Raw genomic sequence first — 19,533 nt, 5'->3', positions numbered from 1 at the left:
ACATCTACAACAACGCCGGGGCAACCCACGAGATCACGGACGTGTTCGGCTACTACACCAAGTAGGCCATCCAGCCACGTGAAGAGGGGCGGCCGACAGACATAAGGTGGCCGCCCCTCTCCTCGTACACCGTGTGCACCGCACCGTGAAGCACAAGCTTCAACGGGCCAGGATCCGCGGCCTCACCCTCATCGCCGAAGATCTGCGGGCCGCCAACGAAGGCCCCAGAACGCCGATCTCGCTCGACCGGGAGCGAGAGAACCGTCTCCTCGTGGAACTGGTGCTGGACCGCATCAACGCCCGGTACTGGAGGTCCGGACGGCGCCTCGCAGGGCCCGCCGGCACCTACCTGAAAGCCAGCTGACCAACCGGGAGCACCGACCTCGCCGTATCCGGCATATGCCGGATACGGTCGCCCCGTCGGCGCGCACCAGCGCCGCGGCACCACGAGGAGGGGAACCATGCGACGAGACATCGAATGGGGCGTGCAGGGGGACACCGGCTGGGGCGTCGATCCCGGCTGGAGGATCCAGGACAGCGGCTGGGGCGCGGCTGGCGACCCGAACTGGGACTGACCCGCGAGGAGGACCCGTCGGGCCTCTCTTAGAACCCCTATCGGAATGCGGTTCGGCCGAGGGTCCTGCTGCCAGAGGTAGGTGTGGAGTTGTCATGGCAGGATCCGGCTGTGACGTGTGATGTGTGTGGACACCAGATGCGGCAGGCGCCGGTAGCGGAACGGCGAGAGGCGTGGGACTTGCCGGTGAAGGAGCGGTGGTTCTGCTCTTGGTGCTACGCGTGGACCGAGCTGGGACATGATCCCCATGAGGTTTCACGGCCGCAGTACCAGCCCATGTACAGGCGCTGGGAGCGGGCAGAATCACCGAGCCTCCCTGAGAACGTGGCCCATGCCTATGACACGGCCTACGCCTACACAGGTTCTGGCGCGACCCTGTGCGGCATAGAACACGAGGGTCTCTCGGTCTCGCCGTACTGGTGGATGCCGGATCGGAGCAACGCGTGTGGCGCCTGCAAGGACGCCGCGGCCGTCATTGACCAGCGCTGGCCATTGGAAATGCGTCGCGGGAATCGTGTCAACCCCACGCCTCCCCCTGGTTCCTGCTGGCCCCCCTTCTAGGGTTGCCCGCGCAATGACCTGAGCCGCCTCCAGCAGATCAACGCGCACGCGAGTCTGAGGAAGGCTTCGTGGATGTCGTCGCGTATCTCCCAGCGGATGCGTAGACGGCGGAACCAGTGCAGGTGGGCGAACGTGCGCTCTACGACCCAGCGCTGAGTGTCCGGCCGGAGCCGTGCTCGGTACCACGGCGAGCGATCACTGGCTTCACCCCGAGGTCCCAGACTAGTCGGCGGTACTTGTCGTGGTTGTAACCCCGATCACCCAGCACCACGTCCGGGCGCCGCCGGGGCCGGCCGCGTTTGCCCCGCACGGGCGGCAGGGCCTGCAGCAGTGGGATGAGCTGGGTGACGTCGTTGCGATTGCCGCCGGTCAGGGTGGCGGCGAGCGGGATGCCGGTGGCATCGGTGATCAGTTGATGCTTGCTGCCCGTCCTGCCCCGGTCGACAGGGCTTCGTCCGGTCTTGGTTCCCCCTTTAACGCGCGGATGTGGGAGCTGTCGACCGCCGCCCGGGAGAAGTCCAGGGCGTTGGCGTTGCGGAGCTTGGCGAGGAGAACCTCATGCAGCCGGGACCACACGCCAGCCTCGGTCCACTCGGCCAGGCGCCGCCAGCAGGTCATGCCCGACCCGAAGCCGAGTTCTTGCGGCAGGTGTTCCCAGGAGATCCCCGTGTGCAGAACGAACAGGATGCCCTGGAACACCAACCGGTCCGGATGCCGCTTGCGCCCAGGGTGCCGGGCCCGGCGCTCAACCTTGGGCAGTAGCGGCTCGATCACTGCCTACAGTTCGTCGTCGACTTCCCACGGCTTCGGCCGCGCCACCGCACACCTCCGGATCAGCGGTCCCGGAGTGATCCAACCCCTTCGAAGATCATTTCGTTAGGGGTTCTAAGTCGATGTTCACGAGCTCGGGAGGGACCCGCCGAGTGTTGTGAACCGTGCTGCCGAGATCGTCGCCGGCTGCAACTGCGCCGGCGACTGCGACCGCAGGCGGGACCCTGCCTACACAGCCGCATCGGTGGAGGTTCCGTCCCGCTCCAGCAGCAGCTCGGGCATCCCCTCCAGGAGCACCACGACAGCGACTACGTCACCGGCCTCGGAACGGCCGACCCACGCCGGGTAGGTGCCGTCCCCAGTGGTCGCGAAGGCCATGAGCTCGCCGCCGGAGGCCTCGTCCCAGGTGCGCTGCATGAACATGGAACCGTCGTCGATGTCCTCGTAGCCGTCCAGGTCCGGCTCCCCCTGGATCAGCCCCCGCTCGAAGAGCGCGATGAGCGGCTTCCAGGCCCCGGCGTCGGCGAACCAGCCGGTGGCTCCGTCAGTGTCGAAGCCGGCTATCTGCTTCTCGATGAACAGGCGGGGATCGTCGTCCGGAGCGAGGGCCATCTCCCAGGTCGCTGCGGGTACCTCGCTGATGAGCAGGCGGACGGCCGTGGCTTGCGTGGTCGTGACCTCGGCGTCCCGCCACTCGCAGTGGTAGCTGAAGCGGACCTGGGCCTCGCCGAGTACATACTCCCCGGGCGGGACAGGGACCGTGATGCGCGGCCCGTCGCCGTGGTCGATGTCCGGGCCGGAGACGGCCAGCAGCCCGCTGGGCACGCGCAGGGTGCCGACCCGGCGCGGCTCCACGACGGTCATCTCGGGGTGGTACCCGTCGGTCACACGCATCCCGGGCCGAAACAACTCGTTGATGGGCCCGGGCTGCGCGGGGCGCGGCGGACGCCAGCAGGTAGCGGGGGCGTCTTCGTCACCTGGCTCTGCGGCCTCGGCCACCTCCGCCGCCTCGAACACCGGCGGCTCAATGAGCCCGTGTACCCGGGCCGAGAGCAGCGGCCACTCCCCGAAGGCAGGACGGCCCATCCAGCGCTCGTCGTCCCGGAGCTTGGGCGAGGTGACGTAGGCGCCGCCGCCCTGCCCCTGCCGCTCCTGTCCGCAGGCCCCTCCCGTCGGGGAAGAGGTCCACGGTGATGCGAGGGCACGCCTTGTCGAACTCCGCCATCTCTGGGCCTGTGTAGTACCAGCCGACGGAGTACCGGCGCAGCAGCCGCGACGGGTCGTCCAGCAGCCGCATGTCCACATCGTGAGTGCGGCGACCGTGGGCGTCGTAGACCCACAGCCCGACGTAGTGGTCCCGCCAGGAGACCAGCCGGACTTCCAACGGAGCCTTCCTGGCCGGCTCCCGGTACACCACCACGTACGGAAGCCCGGCAGCATCCCGCTCCCGAGCCTCCTCAGCTGACATCGGCCGCCAGGGCGCACAAGACTCCAGGTCCCACGCCTGCGCGTACCCCACCTCAACGACCACTGCCGCTCCTCTTCCTGCAACCTGCCATGGTGCTGTGCTGAGCTGCAAGGTAACCGCCGCCTGTGACAGGGCCAAGGCCGTCTGCACAGGGGTGCCCGGTGCGCACCGAGTGCCTCGCCTACGCCCTCGACCACCGGATCGAGCATGGAATCTGAGGCGGGATGACCAACGTGATCGCCGGGCCCTCCTGCGCCGGCGCCCGCTGGTCACGTCCTGGCGCCGCCTGCTAGAGGCTGTCCGGTCCGAACACGAACGGCTCGTCCGCCCCGACGCCGGCGCGCCGGACTGGAAGCCACCACGTGACGGCCCGGCCCGGCACGATACCTACAGCAGGTTGAACTCGGCGTCGACGTACCCGTACGCGTCGGCCATGTGCACCAGTGCCTCCCGTAGCAGGCGCTGCCGATCGGCCCGTTCCATGGCCGGCGCCGCGGTGATGGCGATGGCCAGCTGCGACGTGGGACCTCCGTCGTTCGGTCCGAGCGGCCCCAGGTCGACGAGCGTGTCCAGTCCCGGCCGGACGCCGTTGTCGGTGGGCTTTTCGCTTGTGATCCGCAGTTCGGTAGTGGGCGGCGCGGCCCACGACAGTCCGGCCGGATCGCCGACGGCGTCGGGCAGCAGCTCGGCTGCCGTCTCCCATGCGGCGAGCAGCACCGCCTGGACCTCGTCGAGACCTAGCTGCGTGTCCCATCCGGGTCCGATGGCCGCCGCCCACGCCTCCGGGTTCTCGATCAGGACGTCCGCGCAGGCGACCACGGTGGACTCCATCGTGGTGGGCAGGGTGAGCATGACGGAGGCCTTCACGGCCGGGGTGCCGTCGGGCCCGGCGATCGTGCACGTGTAGCCGGCGCACCGGCTGGAGTTGCCGAACGGCCCTCGCTCCCAGCGAGCGGCGGGCAATTCGGCGCCGCGGCGGCGGGACAGGATTGTCACCGCGCCGGCCAGCGCACTGTGCGGAAGCAGCTGTTCCAACGTCATGCGCCGGGGCTTGCTGATCTCAAGTGTTCTGGCCTCGGCCCAGGGCAGGTTCACCAGCGCCCGAAGGCGCAGCGCCGGCGCCTGACCGGCGGTCCCGATCTCGGCAGAGCGGCCTTGGTCCAGGCTGAAGCGGGGAAGAGGCTGCCACCGCCACACGCCACGCCCCGAGCACGCCAAGACGCCCGGACCCCACGAACCGCCGTCGAGGTCCACGCGCCGGGCGGCAGCCGTGATGACCCACGGGGCGTCCGTGCCCGCCGGCGGGCGGGGGAAGCCGACGGCCGCGAGCGGATCCAGACCGCCCGGCGCCCGTCGGCCGGTTTCGACGATCGCCTGCCAGGCAGGCTCGGCGACGACGACCGCGGGGCGCCCAGGCACCAGGCATAGCACCCAGCCCGGTTCGCCGTTCACCTCGTGCCGCAGATCCTGCAGCGCGGCCGCGCCCTGCGCCCACGCCTCCCCGGCGGGCTCCCCCAGTCCCGCGTCGGCGAGCTGCTCGTAGGCCGCCCGCATCTCCCGCTCACGGTCGGGCAGGCCTTGGCCGACGCGCAGCCCAGAGCCGGGTGCGGCTTCGGACACGGCCTGCCGCGCGAGGTCGGTCAGAGCCTGGGCAGTGGGCACGCCAGAGGCCCTGACGCCGGCGGAGAGCAGCTGCACGAGCTCGGCCCGGGGCAGCCAGTGCGTGCTGTCGCCGTCCCGCATCGGCACCGCCACCGTGTCCTGGCGTGGCGCACCGGGTTTTCCCACCGGGGCCGGCACCGCGAAAAGCGCATGATCGGTCTGCGCGGGGACGTCGATGAACAGCACCCGCTCCCCGCCCGCCCCCGACCATCCGACGCGCACCCCGCGGGGAGCCGGGGAGATGCGCTGACGGATCAACTTGCGGATCTGGTCCACGTTTACTGCGGCCGGGTCGAGGCCGACGACACGGTCCAGAACCTCCTCGTCATGCTCGAGGCGGGTGGAGATGCCGACGACGATGACCCCGCCGCCCCCGTTGGCGAACGCCGCGACATCCTTGCTGAGCTCCTCGACCGCCTTGGGGTCCGCCAGCTGGTACGGGGCCGCCTTCGCGTCGAGCCACTGCGTCTCGCGTATCCCGAGCAGCGAGCCCGGCTCCTGGGCGTCCAGCGCGGCCAGCGCGCTCTTGAGATCCATCACCACCTCGGCAGTATCCACCGCCGCACACGCCGGACCACCGGATTTCGAAGTTCCCGCCTACGCACGGGCACTGCCCCGCGACCGCACCTCTCTCCCTCTGCTCCCCGGGAGCGATGACACCCGCCGAGGGACACGGTGGCCAACGAGCGGAAACCTCGGCGACGATCCACAGATGCAGGACGAAGAGCCGCTGGAAGAGTGGGCACGCCGACGTGCCGAGCGCCAGGCAGCATCGAAAGGCAGACTGCGCGCCGTACCGCTGGGCGACGGCCCTCACCGCGGAGCCCACGTCGCCCCCAGCGTTCCCCGGGCGATCGAGGAATGGAGCGGAACGCAGTGGCAGGTGATCGGAGTGGTCGAGAACCTGGCAGCGGCCCAGGCCCTGCTGTATCCGCCACCGCCCGAGCAGGACAAGCCCGCCGAATGGGACCGCCCACCGACCGCGATGCGTGAGGGCCGGGGGCGGCACCGCAAACCGGCGCCGAAGGAGGGGGATCGGTAGCTTCCAACCGCACGGGACCGGCACCCGCAGCAGCACTGTCCCCCGCCCCAGCCACAAGAGAGACCGAACCGTGAAGCAGCGCGTCCGCGCCATCCTGATCACCCCGAGCAACACCACGCTCCTGATGAAGCGCGTCCGCCCCGGACGCTCCCCCTATTGGGTGGTCGTCGGCGGCGGCGTCGAAGACACAGACGCCAGCCACGAAGCCGCGCTCCTGCGCGAGATCCGCGAAGAGGTCGCCGGCGAGGCGGAGATCGTGCGTCTGTTCCACCGGCTGACGAACGCAGCCGGCGAGACCGAACACTTCTACCTCGCCCGCATCACATCATGGAACTTCAACGACCGCAGCGGCCCCGAGTTCCAGGGAGACGACCGTGGGCAGTACCTCCTTGAGGAGATCCCCCTCACGCCCGAAGCCCTCGCCGAACTGAACCTGCTGCCCGAGGAGATCTCCGTCGCCGTACGCGAGGCCCTTGTCCACGGCGACCTGCTTGCTCCGGCGTAGCGACCTGCGCGCTTGAACCATTCAGGCGTAGCGCGCGAAAAGCGCCTGGAGGTATCCCTCCAGCCGCCTGGTCAGCAGGGTGGGGGTCAGATCGGCACGGCCCACCTCGCGCCATGGGACGGCGACCTTCTCCGCGTCCGGAGCGAAGGCCAAGGCGTCCAGCAGACGCCAGTAGAGATGAGAAGCGTGATCTGCAGCCAGCGTCCCTCCCGCCGCAACGTAGAGGTCGGCGAACTGCATGCCCGCAGAGACCCCGTGCAGGAGGGCGAGGGCCGTCGAGCAATGGGCCACGTCCAGGTCGGCCGGTCCCCACGAGGTCTCCACCCAGTCGACGACGCCGCTGATCCGCAGCCCGTCGCCGTCGCCTGTGAAGAGGACATTGCCGGGATGGAAGTCCCGGTGCAGGAAGCAGGCCCGGTACTCCGGGGGCTCGCGGCGGATCACGTCCACGGCCCATTGCCACAGCTCAGGCCGCTCGGTGTCTTCGGGCGGGCTCACCCGCTCGGGAGAGGTCCACGCCTGATACGCGCGCGGCCGTGTCTCTGCGGTCACCGACACCCGGTGGATACGCAGCAACTGGCGGGCCAGTCGTTCGGCACGCTGGCCGGCCCCCTTGTCGCTCAGGCGCACTGCCCCGGGCAACAGGGACATCAACAAGGAGGGGTGATCGCAGTACTGCGCTGTTGCATCCACGGCCACCAGCGCGGCCGCGGGTACATCCGTGCCGCCGAGCAGACGCAGAACGGCTGCCTCGCGGTTCAGCAGGCCCTCCGCGTGTCGAACGTAGAAGGGCTTGACGAAAGAACGCAGGACCAACGCGCGTCGACCTGCCGGCCCACAGACGTCCAGACGGCGCATCTCCGACGTCCAGCCGCCACGCAGCCGCGCGACATCCTCGATGCGTTCCGTCTCGGTGAGCCCCTTCTCAACCCAGACGCGCGTCGCATCCCAGCCCTGGCCCTCAAGATCGACACCGATGTGCTCGGTTCCCTCACCCGCAACCATGGAGGCAGGCTACTCACTTCACCCGACGGATACCTTCGGCCACCCCACCCATAACTGTTGCGGCCGCCTTCCGGCTCCTGGACGCCATGGGCTTTCAGCGGGGCCAGGAGCCGCGGCCTCACCCTCATCGCCGAAGATTTCGGGCGGCCGACGAAGGCCCCGGGACGCAGATCCCGCTCGACGGGGAGCAGGAGAACCGTCTCCCACTGGAACCAAAGCTGGACCGCGTCAACGCCCGATACGGGCGCTCCGGGACGGCGCCTCGCAGGACCACCGGCGTCTACGTGAAAGCCAGCTGACGAACCGGTAGCACGGACCTGGCCGTATCTGGCATATGCCGGATTCGGTCGCCCCTTGGCGCGCACCAGCGCCGCGGCACCACAAGGAGGGGAACCATGCGACGAGACACCGGCTGGGGCGTGCAGGGCGACACCGGCTGGGGCGTCGACCCCGGCTGGGGAATCGACCAGGACAGCGGCTGGGGCGCGGCTGGCGACCCGAACTGGGACTGACACGCGAGGAGGGCCCCCTCGAGCCTCTCTTACGGCAGCGCTCTTCCGCGTCTGGCGGAGGACCGCTGTAGGGGGGTCAGGATGCCCATTCAAGTCCAAGTGCGGCGAGCGCGGCGAGCTTGTCGGAGGTGAGGTTGGTGCGCCTGGTCTTGGCGTTCGAGAGCCAGACGCCGAGTTTGAATTCGGTGCCGTTCTCAAGGCGTTCGATGTGCGTGCGGCTGACGGGTCCTACGGTGCCGGTGCGGTCCTTGTACTGGGTGAGGGCGGCGAGGCCTCGTTCAAAGGCGCTCCTGGCCGCCTTGGGCGGCTTGGCGGGTGCCTGCTCGGGTGGAAGGGGTGTGACGCCGAGCTGCTCCAGGAGCTCGCGCTGTCCGTCCGCCAGCGCGGTCCACAGGGTGTGCTGGCGCTGTCGGGCGAGCCATCGTCCGACGTCCATGCCGTAGACAGTGACGCCGGGCAGTACGTCAGGCTGACCGGGCTCGTCGGCGACGAGGTCGCGCAGGGCGGCGTAATGGCGCTGCCAGTCGGCCGGCCACGCGGGGTTCCAGTGCTCGTCCACCTCACGCAGCGCTGCTTCCCATTCGGGGTGGTCGTCGAGGGCGCCAGGGCGGCGAAGGTTGGAGAGCCACTGGCCGATCGGCCGGTCCAGCGCGGTTGCGGTGCGGGGCGCGCAGAGCGTGCCGTGCTCCTCGTGGTACACCTTGGCTGCGGCGAGGTTCTCCTGGAACCGTTCGTCTGCCGGCGACCAGACCATGCCGAGCTTCTCCAGCCGTCGGGCGCGCTGGCCGCTCATCTGCCCGACGGTGTAGGTGCGGCGCTGCTCGGCGATCCACTGCCCGAGCGGGTAGGCGCCTTCCTTGTGTCCGTAGGGGACGCGGGCGTGTCCCTCGCGCTGGGTGTACTGCTTGAGCTTCGACCAGCCGCGGGCCCAGTCCTGCTTTTCGGTGTCGATAATGTTGAAGCTGACCCAGTCGGCGATCATGGCGGGGTCGCGGCGGGAGGCGAAGCGCAGCAGGAGGCGGGATTCTTCCTCGCCTTCCTCGGGCGGCGGGCCGATGTACTGCGAGGGCTGCGCGGTGTCCTTCTGCGGTTCCTGCGGGATGGCCAGGAGCTCCACGGCCTCTTCGTCGTGGGAGCGCAGGGCCTGCAGGACCTTGACCAGCGGGCGGTAGGAGGCGGAGGTGAACATGTCCTCCTCGGGCTTCTCGCCGGGCTGGAGGAACACCGGGACGATCAGGGAGGCGAGCTTGCGCTCGCCGGGCTTTTGCCTGAGGGCGCGGCCGATGGCCTGCACGATGTCGTGCGGGGCGCCCTTGGGGTCGAGGAGCGCGACGCAGTCGACGGCGCGGATGTCGACGCCTTCTCCCAGGACGCGGACGTTGGACAGGATCGCGCGCCGGGCGGTGCTGCCGAACTGGCCCAGGACCTCGCGCCGGTGCTCGGGGGCGTGTTCGCCGCACAGCCAGTCGGCCCAGATCCGGTTGGGGTAGGTCTCGGGCTCGTCGGCATGAAGCTTCGCCGCCACGTCTGGCAGGCCGTCGGCGAACGCCTGGGCTTCCATCGTGCGGTGGTGGAACGTGATGCAGGTCTGCAGTTGGTGGTCGGACATCGTGTGCAGCAGGGCGGCCTGGAGGGCTGCGAGTCGCTGTCCTCGGACCTCTTCGGAGTGCCGGTCCTCGCCCATGAGCCGTTCGGGGGTGACGAGCGGGTCCTGGATCTCCATGACGATGATCTGGTAGCGGGCGAGCAGCCGGCGCGAGACGGCTGAGGCGAGCGAGAGCTTGTAGAGCACGGGCCCGAAGAGATCGGGGTCGTCCATCGAGGCGGCCATCTCCTGCGGCAGCGCGTCGCGGACGCCTTCGGCGACTTCCCAGTGCGGGGGTCGCTCCTGCCAGATCCGCGGGGTCGCCGTCAGGTACAGGCGTCGTGCCGCGGGGATCACGCCCTGCTTGTGGACGTCTGCCCAGGCCTTTCCGAGCGATCCGGACGTGCGGTGGGCTTCGTCCACGCACACCAGGTCCATCGGCGAAAGCCGCTGGCCGTAGATGCCGGCGAACGCCTCGGCGAGGACGTCGAGGGAGGCGCAGGTGGCGTAGATGGTCACGGGTCCGGTGCCGTGCCACAGGGCCAGCTGCACGGGATTGGTCGTCGCCCGCATCCCGCGGCTCCACAGCGCCGGGTCGTCGTTGAGGGAGCACACGGCGACGGCCGGTCCTGTATGGCCGGCGTCGTGCCAGGCCTTCACGGTCTGGGTGAGCAGGTCCAGGGTCGGTACGAGGACGAGGACGCGCCCGTTGCGTGCGATACGCCGTGCTGCCGCGGCCGCGATGATCGTCTTCCCGGTTCCGCAGGCGGCGTGGACCTGGCCACGCAGACCGGTCGGAGGGATACCGCCGGGCGGGATGTCCAGGCCGCGAACGATGGCGTCGACGGCTTCGATCTGGTGGTCGCGCAGCTTCACGGCCATGGCTCGGTGTCTCTCCTCATCTCGCGGGCGAGTGCCACGTCAGGGCGGGCGGGGTCCCGGTGCGGACCGTGCCGTCACGGGTCCCCTCGGGCAGCGGCCAGGGATTCCCGCGTCCCCGTACAGCCCTAGCTCCGCGTCCGGGCCGTACCTGTTTCTGCTGGTGGCCGAGAAGAGCCCGCTCGCCTGCGCCGGTGATGGCGATTCTTGGAAACGGCCAGGGCTCCTCCTGGCCTCACATGATCCGATTCTCAAGGGAGTGGGGAGGCTCGGTGAGCCGCGTGCGGCCGGCGATGGGCTGTCCTGGCAGCCAGGAATGCGGATGCTGGGCCCGGAAGCATGACTCGGAGAAGCCCCTGCCCTTCGTGACGCCGTCTTCCACCCGGGGCGCCGGGCAGCCGTCCGCAGCGTGCTCCAGGGCAGGCCTCGCACGGATTTGGCAGGCCGGCACCTGTGCGACCGGAGTCCGTCCCTCCGATGGGCCGTGTCCGCGCCCCGGTTGCAGCCGGTGCGTCGCGGGTATTTCTCCCGGACGCTCATCCAAGGGGGATCGTGAACAGCGACGAGGACAACGAGGAGACCGGCGGCGAGCCCGGCAAGGGCCAGCGCAGCCGCGCCGAACTGCTCTGGCGCGTCGGCATGCTGGTGGCCCTGGTGGCCTGGATCGCCTTCCTGATCTCGATCTACGAGGATCCCGGGCCGGTGTGCGGGACGGGGCAGGACAAGGGGCCCTGCTGAAGTTCCGCGGCCCGGTAGGCGGACTGCGGGATCACGGCCCGGATCCCGCGCTGCCGCAGATGGGTGGGGATTGGCGCGGGGCAACTAGGCGGTGCAAGGACGGCTTCTGGCCGGGTCCGGGGCCGTCCACGCCTTCGGGGAACACGCAGCCGGGCCATCACGTCAGCGAAGGCAGGCGCGTCATCAGCCTGCGGTGGGATGGAAGACCAGGCGCCGGCAGTCACTGTCGGTCGCAAGATGGATCTTCGTAGTCAGACCGCCGCGGGGCCTATGGCGTGATCGTCCGGCTCGCCGGCTGTGGCCCCTTCTTGCGGGCTTCGGCCGCGTGCTGGTGAGAGCGCACGATCGTGGAGTCCACCGAGACGACCCAGTTCAGCTCCTCGTCGGCGTCCGCCTGTGCCACAAGCACGGTGAACACCCGCTCCCACGTGCCGTCGGCGGGTCACATCCGCAGCCGGTTGTAGCCCCCGGCCAGTTGTGTACTTCTCCGGCAGCTGCACCCACTGAGGCTCGATCTGGAGCTTCCAGGCGATGGCGTCGATCACCTCTCGGCGGTCCGGCCGAACGCCCGCCTCGGCGTCCGGTCCGGAAGCAACGGCTCGATCCGCGCCCACTGCGCGTCAGTCAACGACACGCCCGGACAGACGATCAGGCGACACGGAAGAAGCGTTTACACGAAGCTGGTGCCATCAGCCCTGCCGGCATTTGCCCACCAGTCGATCACTCGGACTGCCATCGCATCCGGTCGCAGGCCCAGAGGGTCGAGACCGAAGTGATCCTCAAGCTCTTGCCGCAGAAACGCAGCAATCTCGGCCTGATCCGCGCCACCCCGGAGGCGCTGGAGCAAAGGTGCAAGCATGCAGTCGTACTCGTCTGCCACCTCGTCGGCGACGCCAATCGGATCCCACTCATTGAGCAGATGCCGCAGGTCGTTCTCGGTGGCGTCGGTTCCAGGTCGCATCGCACCAGGGTGCCACCCGGGAACCGCCGTCATCACTCGCCCCCGCCATGATCCAAACGAAACCGCCTAACTGCACTGCCTGCGGATCAGCCGACGGAGCATCAAGGCAGCAACGGACTGTGCGAGTCCTCCCAGGAGATGCGCGATTGGGATTCTGTCTCTGACGAGAATTGCGCCGCCTGGCGCACCGTCGCCTACCGGATTGCTGCCCGCGACGAGGTTCCCGAGCTGATCCGAGTAGCCGCAGCCGCGGTCCTCTCCGCCGTCGACCGCGAGCCGTGTTCTTGATCACCATGGCGGGGATATCGATCCCCGCGCATGTGTGGGGACCGGCCTGTCGAGCACGTGTCTGCGCGAAGTGCCGGCACCCGAGCGACGGGAAGCCCGTGAGGAGCACCGAGTCCTGGGCGAAGGGCAAGCCGATGCGCTCGGCCGGCTGAAGACGAATCAGCCGACGAAGCGGGACTCGTTTCGGACTCTCATGTGGGGCGCTTTGCCTCCTGACGGCTCACGCAGCTGAAGGTGAATGGCGCTTCCATGTCTGTGGCTCCACGCCGTGCGAAATCCGCGGAGCCACCACAGAGACACCCGTCCAGTCAGGTATCAGGGAGAACGTCCGACCTGCCGCTCGATACCGCGCTTCGGCTGCCGGTCCGCACGGGTTTGCCCAGATCGACACTTGGGTTCAGCCCAGGCGCGCATCCTGAGACCATCCAGAGCTGGTCCCCGCGCCAACGAGACCGACCTGACACAGCGGGCACCGGCCGTCCGACCGCTCCGTCGCACCTGACGCGAACCGCTCGACAAGCGCCGCGGGCTGCTCCAATGTGGCGGGACAGATCGTTCGGCTGCCCACACCCTGGGCCGTAGGGCCGGCTGCCGGGTCGGGGCCACGAGTGGGACCGCCGATCAGAGTTTGCGGCTGCGACTCGTTGCCGGGTCGCCCCGCGGAGGTAGATCGACTGATACTGGAGGTATGGCCCGAGCAGCTGAGAAATCGCACGAGCGTTCTAAGCTTACGGTCAAGGGGCGTGACATCCGGTTGCGTACGATCGGCTTTGTCGCGCTCGCCGTTTTGGCCGTCTGGTTTATCGCCGCCAACACCAAATCGGTCACCATCCGACTGTGGGTCGCCGATGTCACGCTCCCTCTCTGGACCGTCCTAGCGGGTACTCTGCTGGCCGGAATCGTCCTAGGCCTGCTCATCGCCTACCGGCGCGCCCGCCGCTGATCTCGGGACACCGGCGCAGTTGGCTTGCGTCCCACGGCCTGACTATGCCGCTGTCCGGACCATGCCCTGACGATGTGGTGGTCCTACCCGTCAGTAGGCGCTTTGAACGCCGGCCGTGCGGTGCCCACGGCTGGGTGGACTTTGGCTCTGGCGTGTGGCGGGGTGGGCCGGCGGTGCTGCGACCTTCGTATCCCCCGCCCCCGAAGCAGCTGACAGGCCGACTCCATGCGCCCTTAGCCTCCCACCACACCCTTGATCGAAAGCCCGCCCTCAGACAGACTGATCTTCTTGGAATCGGTGGGCGTGGCCACCGGGAAACAGATCGAAGAGTGTCGATGAGTCCCGACCTGCCCTTCTTCCGTTATCACCCAGACCCCCTCGCGAGTGGGTCCATCCGCGCGGCCAACGAGACGTGCGCCTGCTGCAAGCGCAACACTGGGTGGATCTACACGGCCGCCTTCTACACCGCTCAAGACGTCAACAGCCGGTTCTGCCCGTGGTGCATCGCGGACGGGAGCGCGGCTGAACGCTTCGCCGGTGAATTCACGGACTCCTACGGGCTCGACGGTGTCAGCGAGGACGTCGTGCACGAGGTCACCCGCCGCACCCCTGGTTTCCACGCCTGGCAGGATCCGCACTGGCTCGTCCACTGCCGGGACGCCGCCGCGTTCATCGGCGAAGTCGGCTTCACCGAGTTGGCGGCGCATCCTGAAGCCCTCGACCAGCTGCGGACCGACATGCGCCTCGACGGATGGCATGACGAAACACGACTTGAGTACTTCCTGACCAGCCTGGGCGCAGGAGCCACCGCCATGCTCTTCCGCTGCACCGCCTGCGGCACCCACCTCGCCTACGCCGACGCTTCCTGAAAAACCGTGAGGGCCGGTGAGTCTGCGATGGCAGATGAGGGGTGCAGGCGACGCTGGCGAGGACCAAGAAGTGGCCGGCATTTCCTTCGTAGCGCCGATGCAGGCGCCGGCATCGCCGAGCCAGGCCACGATGCGCTCGACGGGCCCGCGGAGCCGGCCCAGACGACGGCCGGCATCCTTCCTGCTACGCGCGATGGGGCGTCGTACCGCGACCGCGTAACCGTCGCCGCACGTAGCCCTAGTCGCAGGCCTTTTGTCACCGCTCTCTCACAACACCCCACCCTCGCCAGAGATCAATCCGAAATCGCCGCCTACCCCCCGCCGTGTGGTGGCCGCCAGTAGTGACAACCGCTACAAACATGACGGCGCACTGACGCGCGAGAGGCATGGGCCATGCCACCACCGTTGTGGAGAACCCACACGACCTCGCGGCCAGGAACGGTCCGCGTATTCCTCATCGCGAGCGCTGGGCAAGGACCGGCGGCACGGAGTTCCGTGATCGACCTATCCTCGTGCTTTTCGACGGGACTGATCGGTAGCATCCACAGGTGACGAACGAACCCGTGCTCAAGCTTCAGGAAGCCGAGTACCACCGTGTTTGGGATCGGTTCTGCGCGGAGTTCGCGTTCCGGCCAAGCATGTACGCGGCGAAATGGCCTGCAATCAAGGAGCCCACCGCCTCGGTCACCTGGAGCCTGGCGGCATTGGACGACGATCCGGACTACAAGCGACTCGACCGGCTTGTCGAGGTAGTTCAGCAAGGGCTGACGGCCTGCGTCCTGCCGCAAGACAGGCTGTTCGCGCTGGACTGGCAGCACGCCTCGTTCCGGTTCTCGCCCCGCATGGTCGGAGGTCCTGGGCAGGAGCGGTGGCCTTTGAGCCCCTACCCGGATGGCGACTACTACATCTATCTCACGGAGGACTTCCTGACCGGCAGCTTCGGGCACCCCTGGGAGCACTCACTGTGTCTGTTCGGGCAGGCATTCCTCGACACCGTTGCCGCCCAGGTCGACGAGATTCTCGGCGTGCCGATACGCAGATCCGGTCGCGCTACCGATCAGCAGTAGTCAGTGATTCCGCTCGGAATTGGGCCTTGCAGCGGATCCGACCATGGTGCCGGCAGCCTCGCCAGGGGCGCCGCAGGTGCGCACCGAACGGCTGCTGCAGCTCCCGGCTGCCCTGGTCTGGCCAGCGCAGGTTTCAGGCGACCGCACGGCGGAGCCAGACATGCAATGACTGCGGCACGCCGGGAAACCTAGGTGCCGCTACCAGGCCAAGGGGCGGTCAGGCTGCATGGTGGGGACATGATCGGCACGGTGATCGCGATCCTCGGCTTGTTCGTGTCTGTGGCGACCGCAGTCGTCGGCTACCGGCACGGCCAACGTGCCGAGCGAGCTCAGCAGCGGCGCGACGAACGTGAAGCGGCCGACCGGAGACGCCTCCAGGAGGAGGCGGATCGGACGGAACGGATCCGCCAGGCGAGCTGGATCTCGACTCTCATCGAAGCCGACGGCCTGCACGTCGAGGTCTACAACGGCAGCAGCCAGCCTGTCAGCAACGTGCACGTCCTGGCAGGCGACACTCCTCTGCAGCCGCACGTCGATCGGCGGCAGGATCTCGTGCTAGGCGTCACTCCGACCAGCCGGCGGCTGCTGACGCCGGGCAGGTCCTTGTTCTTTGTTCGTGATCCACAGGATTCGACCAGCGAACTCGACCTCGCACGGGTGACAGTGGAGTTCAGGGATGTGGCGGGCCGCGTCTGGCAGCGGACGGCTGCCGGCGCACTGCGCGAGCGCATCTCGCCGGACGACGCTCCGCCGGAGTGGAGCACAACCATGGCTCCGCTCGTCGAACCGTACCGAGAGCCTAGCCCTGAAGGGGGGCGGTACTTCGATGGCCCGCCTTCAGGTCCTCTCGGCGGAGCAAGCCAGCCGCCACTCCCGCCCCCGCCCTACGGCAGTGGTGTCTCCCGCGCTGCCAGCCTGCGCTCGCGACGAGCCTTCTCTTGTCTGTTCGTCCTTGGCTGCCTAGGCGCGGCGGCCGCTCTGGCCTACCTCATCTCGCAGTTGGCCTAAAGCGTGCCTCCTTGATCCGTCGGTTCTTGGGGGCATCGGCCTGCACTGCCTGCAGTGCCTGCACCTGACGGACGATAGCCATACCCGTGGGATTCTGTCGGGATCGATACGTTCACGGCCCGCGGGCAGCTTCAAGGCTCTGCCCAGATCTACGTGAACGCTCCTGTAGGTTCTTCGGGACGCGTGTGGGCGGGTCCCCGCCGGAAGCAACAGGGAGGGACCGTGGCTGGCGAGCGGCTTGATGCCGAGTGGCTTCGCGGTTGGTGTGGGCAGGCGAATTCGACGCTCGCGAAGCTGGTGCACTCGTTCCAGGCACGGCACGGCTTCGAGCCAGGCAGCAACGTGGTCGTGCTCGCTACGGAGGAGAGTCATCAGGCCACCGACGCGCTCGTGGAGCTGACGCCGATTCCCTCGGACCTGACCACGATGTACTGGGTGATCGACGAAGTCTCCCTGCCCGATGTCGAGAACGGCTACTTCGTCCACCCGGCCTCGCTGGTGGCGGACCACTTCCGCGAGTACGGGGCCGTCCAGATCAACGGGGAAGAGCCTGCCCTGGTCTTCGCCAGCGACGGCGGCGGCCACCTGTTCGCGCTGGCAGGATCCGGGCGGGTCTGGAGGTCGACCACAGCCTCGTGGTTCGATCAGTTCGACCTCGCTGCGGCCAGTCTCCAGGAGTTCTTCGACGGGCTCGCTCGGCAGATCAGGGGCCAGCTCTGAAGGTTGTTCGAAGGGCGCGTCGACTCAAATCCGGGTGAGGATTTGGATCCTCAGGAGCCGGATCGAGGCCCGGCCTTACATGGCTCTCTTGATCGTTTGACCCTGTTGACGTGGCCCTCGACGGCGCCGGAGCTCTAGACGCGGGTCAGGCCGGCCGTCACCGCGTCGAGGTCCTGGCGGAGGAAGCCGGCGAAGCCGCGGATCGGGGCATGCCCTCTCCGTCCCTGCTGTCGGCAGCTCGGACAATCCAGCGGCTTGCCGCACGCTGCGGCGTCGACGAGCAACACCGCGCCGGTGACCTCATGGTCTCCAACCGCACGTCGATTCCGAGAAACAGCACATCTTCGATCGAGCAGGCCCCATATTCGAGACCTGCCCTGAGTCAACGTACATCTGGCGGCGGCCGCAGTCGGCATGCCGACCTGGCCGCCCTGTCGGAGGCCTGGCGCGGTTGGTTCATCCGTCTTGTGACGAGATGCTGTAGGGGACATTCGGGTGGAATGCGCACCGCTCCGCAACCTCCGTCAGGCTTCTTCCAGTCGTCTTCCCCAGTGGTAGGACGACCAAGGAGGTACTCGTGACCGGGTTTCAGGCATTGGCCACAGGCACCGCGGCGCTGCAAGATCTCGACCCGTATCGGTTCCCGGCCGCGCTCATCGACGGTCAACCGGAGAGCGCGTCTACAGCCGGCGCTTTCATGGACACAGGCGACTACCTCCTGCCCGCACCGGACCCGGCCAGCCGCCTGTCCGCTCCACTCGCCCCGGCCGACCGTCGCCGTCTGGAGCTGCACGCCGCTCTCACCACCGCGGGCGTCACACCTTTGCCCGGCGACCTCGACGCCATCGAAGCGCTGTGCACGCTGGACGACACCACCCATGCGGTGCTCCGGCGATGGATCAACCACACCATGTGACCGGCAGCACCGGATCGCCGGATCCATATCGGGGAATCGCCACGGCGCCCGGTCACCGCGCGCCCGCCCGAGGACCGGGAGGCCGACGGCGCGGCCTACCTCACGGAAGGCGAGCCGGCTGAGTCCGAGACGAGGCGTACTGGCGGCTGCTCATCGAAGCCTGGCGGCCGTCCACCGCGTATCCCACACGCGGGCGTATCGCCTGGCTGTCGGACTTCTCCGGTACGGCGTGGCGGATTCCCAAGCCGGTCCCTGTTCGCTGAGCGTGCGGGTGCCGAGGTCTGACCGGCTGCGCAGTCGCGGCGGCATGCCGGCTGCCGAAACCGATGTGCCTGGGAAGCCGTCTTGGGCAGCAAGGTCAGGCAGAGGGGACGTCGTGGTGGGTGAGAAGGCAACCGTGGTCCGGTGGGCGCGGCGACGATCCGGGGCGTGGGCTGCGGGCGGGTGCGCGGAGCGGGTCTCACGGTGGCCGCTGGACTGGCGACGGGGGCGGGTGACCGCCGTGCTCGCGGTGCTCACGGCCGGGCTCATGGCCTGCCATCGAGCGGTGCCCAACTCCGTGGGGCGGCTGGGCAGTCTGCTGGAAGCGTTTCTGCCGTGGCTCGGCCTGGTGGTCGTGGTGCTGCTCGTCCCGGCCCTGCTGCGCCGTTCCGCATCCGCGCTGGTGGCGCTGCTGCTACCGGTGGCGGCCTGGATGCACCTCTTCGGCGAGCTGCTCCTGCCCGGGGCGGGGCCCGGCCCCCGGGATCTGGTCGTGGTGCAGCACAACGTCAGCGACGAGAACACCGACCCGGCGGGCACGGCCCGCGCCCTGGCCGCCGCCGGGCCCGACCTCATCGCGCTGGAGGAGCTGGTGCCGCCGGCGCTGGCGGTGTACGCCGACACTCTCGCGCCGAACTACCCGTACCACGCCGTCCGGGGCACCGTCGGACTCTGGTCGAAGCATCCGCTGACCGATGCCCGGCTGGTGGACATCAGGCCCCGGCAGATCGCAGAACCCTGGAGCCGCGGGCTGCGGGCCGTGGTCCACACGCCGCACGGTGACATCGCGGCGTACGTGGCACACCTGCCCTCGGTCCGTGTCCAGGCGAGCGGCCTTGCCTCCGTCGCGCGGGACGACAGCGCCCGCATGCTGGGCGAGGCCATCGCCGACGAGAAACTGAAAGCAGTCCTCCTGCTCGGTGATCTCAATGGCACCGCCGACGACCGTGGCCTGTCCCCGCTCACCTCGCGGATGAACACGGCCGAGCGGGGCCTCGCCTTCAGCTTCCCCGCTGCCTTCCCCATGGCCCGCATCGACCAGGTCATGGCTCGCACAGCCACCGTCAGCCGCATCCGTACCCTGCCCGCCACCGGCAGCGACCACCTTCCCGTCACCGCCCGGGTCGTACTGGGTGAAAAGTGATCTTGGTGACAATATGCCTGCCCATGCTGCGAACCGTCGTGTCTCAGGCCACGG

Annotated in this window: 17 protein-coding genes and 2 pseudogenes; 12 read left to right on the top strand and 7 right to left on the bottom strand. The window is 68.7% G+C overall.

What is annotated here, in order from left to right; translation table 11 throughout:
* Nucleotides 1-133 precede the first annotated feature (133 nt).
* Nucleotides 134-364, top strand: coding sequence for a hypothetical protein (locus tag ACFVGS_RS17350; protein ID WP_385692925.1), 231 nt, complete (start codon nucleotides 134-136; stop codon nucleotides 362-364).
* 767 nt (nucleotides 365-1,131) lie between these two features.
* Here ACFVGS_RS17350 and ACFVGS_RS17345 read toward each other — a convergent pair.
* Both ACFVGS_RS17345 and ACFVGS_RS17340 read right to left on the bottom strand, forming a co-directional pair.
* A pseudogene (locus ACFVGS_RS17345) lies at nucleotides 1,132-1,909 on the bottom strand (IS5 family transposase).
* A gap of 225 nt (nucleotides 1,910-2,134) precedes the next feature.
* Complete coding sequence (locus tag ACFVGS_RS17340; RefSeq protein ID WP_385692924.1) at nucleotides 2,135-2,770, bottom strand: DUF4241 domain-containing protein; 636 nt, start codon at nucleotides 2,768-2,770, stop codon at nucleotides 2,135-2,137.
* 701 nt (nucleotides 2,771-3,471) lie between these two features.
* On the opposite strand from ACFVGS_RS17340, the pseudogene ACFVGS_RS17335 reads away from it, so the two are divergent.
* A pseudogene (locus ACFVGS_RS17335) lies at nucleotides 3,472-3,693 on the top strand (WhiB family transcriptional regulator); the annotation flags it as partial.
* A 68-nt stretch (nucleotides 3,694-3,761) separates the two neighbouring features.
* Here the strand turns inward: ACFVGS_RS17335 and ACFVGS_RS17330 are convergent.
* A complete protein-coding gene (locus ACFVGS_RS17330; protein WP_385692934.1) occupies nucleotides 3,762-5,573 on the bottom strand; it encodes an RNA-binding domain-containing protein in 1,812 nt (603 codons plus the stop codon).
* Nucleotides 5,574-5,748: 175 nt separating this feature from the next.
* Between ACFVGS_RS17330 and ACFVGS_RS17325 the strand changes: the two genes are divergently transcribed.
* Nucleotides 5,749-6,078, top strand: a complete 330-nt coding sequence (locus ACFVGS_RS17325) for a DUF6087 family protein (protein WP_385692923.1) — start codon at nucleotides 5,749-5,751, stop codon at nucleotides 6,076-6,078.
* Nucleotides 6,079-6,148: 70 nt separating this feature from the next.
* The gene (locus tag ACFVGS_RS17320; RefSeq protein ID WP_385692922.1) at nucleotides 6,149-6,583 is read left to right on the top strand and encodes an NUDIX domain-containing protein; all 435 of its coding nucleotides are present in this window, start codon (nucleotides 6,149-6,151) and stop codon (nucleotides 6,581-6,583) included.
* 21 nt (nucleotides 6,584-6,604) lie between these two features.
* Here ACFVGS_RS17320 and ACFVGS_RS17315 read toward each other — a convergent pair whose 3' ends face one another.
* Both ACFVGS_RS17315 and ACFVGS_RS17310 read right to left on the bottom strand, forming a co-directional pair.
* On the bottom strand, nucleotides 6,605-7,588 hold the full coding sequence (locus ACFVGS_RS17315; RefSeq protein ID WP_385692921.1) for a phosphotransferase family protein: 984 nt from the start codon (nucleotides 7,586-7,588) through the stop codon (nucleotides 6,605-6,607).
* A gap of 588 nt (nucleotides 7,589-8,176) precedes the next feature.
* On the bottom strand, nucleotides 8,177-10,567 hold the full coding sequence (locus tag ACFVGS_RS17310; RefSeq protein ID WP_385692920.1) for a Helicase associated domain protein: 2,391 nt from the start codon (nucleotides 10,565-10,567) through the stop codon (nucleotides 8,177-8,179).
* 549 nt (nucleotides 10,568-11,116) lie between these two features.
* Between ACFVGS_RS17310 and ACFVGS_RS17305 the strand changes: the two genes are divergently transcribed.
* On the top strand, nucleotides 11,117-11,302 hold the full coding sequence (locus ACFVGS_RS17305) for a hypothetical protein (RefSeq protein WP_385692919.1): 186 nt from the start codon (nucleotides 11,117-11,119) through the stop codon (nucleotides 11,300-11,302).
* A gap of 268 nt (nucleotides 11,303-11,570) precedes the next feature.
* Here the strand turns inward: ACFVGS_RS17305 and ACFVGS_RS17300 are convergent, their stop codons facing one another.
* Nucleotides 11,571-11,711 carry a hypothetical protein gene (locus ACFVGS_RS17300; RefSeq protein ID WP_385692918.1) on the bottom strand — a complete coding sequence of 47 codons (141 nt, stop codon included), beginning with the start codon at nucleotides 11,709-11,711 and terminating at the stop codon, nucleotides 11,571-11,573.
* A gap of 261 nt (nucleotides 11,712-11,972) precedes the next feature.
* Nucleotides 11,973-12,263: a hypothetical protein gene (locus tag ACFVGS_RS17295; RefSeq protein WP_385692917.1), complete on the bottom strand. Its 291-nt coding sequence runs from the start codon at nucleotides 12,261-12,263 to the stop codon at nucleotides 11,973-11,975.
* A gap of 976 nt (nucleotides 12,264-13,239) precedes the next feature.
* Between ACFVGS_RS17295 and ACFVGS_RS17290 the strand changes: the two genes are divergently transcribed.
* The 7 genes from ACFVGS_RS17290 to ACFVGS_RS17260 all read left to right on the top strand — a co-directional run bounded on the left by ACFVGS_RS17290 (nucleotide 13,240) and on the right by ACFVGS_RS17260 (nucleotide 19,479).
* Nucleotides 13,240-13,494, top strand: a complete 255-nt coding sequence (locus ACFVGS_RS17290) for a LapA family protein (RefSeq protein WP_385692916.1) — start codon at nucleotides 13,240-13,242, stop codon at nucleotides 13,492-13,494.
* A gap of 335 nt (nucleotides 13,495-13,829) precedes the next feature.
* Nucleotides 13,830-14,363, top strand: a complete 534-nt coding sequence (locus tag ACFVGS_RS17285) for a CbrC family protein (RefSeq protein ID WP_385692915.1) — start codon at nucleotides 13,830-13,832, stop codon at nucleotides 14,361-14,363.
* 548 nt (nucleotides 14,364-14,911) lie between these two features.
* Nucleotides 14,912-15,430 (top strand): DUF2716 domain-containing protein, encoded by a 519-nt coding sequence (locus ACFVGS_RS17280; RefSeq protein ID WP_385692914.1) that lies wholly within the window; start codon nucleotides 14,912-14,914, stop codon nucleotides 15,428-15,430.
* 237 nt (nucleotides 15,431-15,667) lie between these two features.
* The gene (locus ACFVGS_RS17275; protein WP_385692913.1) at nucleotides 15,668-16,438 is read left to right on the top strand and encodes a hypothetical protein; all 771 of its coding nucleotides are present in this window, start codon (nucleotides 15,668-15,670) and stop codon (nucleotides 16,436-16,438) included.
* Nucleotides 16,439-16,660: 222 nt separating this feature from the next.
* On the top strand, nucleotides 16,661-17,158 hold the full coding sequence (locus tag ACFVGS_RS17270) for a hypothetical protein (RefSeq protein WP_385692912.1): 498 nt from the start codon (nucleotides 16,661-16,663) through the stop codon (nucleotides 17,156-17,158).
* A gap of 577 nt (nucleotides 17,159-17,735) precedes the next feature.
* A complete protein-coding gene (locus ACFVGS_RS17265) occupies nucleotides 17,736-18,074 on the top strand; it encodes a hypothetical protein (RefSeq protein ID WP_385692911.1) in 339 nt (112 codons plus the stop codon).
* 529 nt (nucleotides 18,075-18,603) lie between these two features.
* Nucleotides 18,604-19,479: an endonuclease/exonuclease/phosphatase family protein gene (locus ACFVGS_RS17260; protein ID WP_385692933.1), complete on the top strand. Its 876-nt coding sequence runs from the start codon at nucleotides 18,604-18,606 to the stop codon at nucleotides 19,477-19,479.
* Nucleotides 19,480-19,533: the final 54 nt, after the last annotated feature.

The organism is Streptomyces sp. NPDC127114 (genome assembly GCF_042677525.1).
In the GTDB taxonomy this organism is placed as follows: domain Bacteria; phylum Actinomycetota; class Actinomycetes; order Streptomycetales; family Streptomycetaceae; genus Streptomyces.
This window is presented reverse-complemented; position numbering and strand designations above follow the sequence as displayed.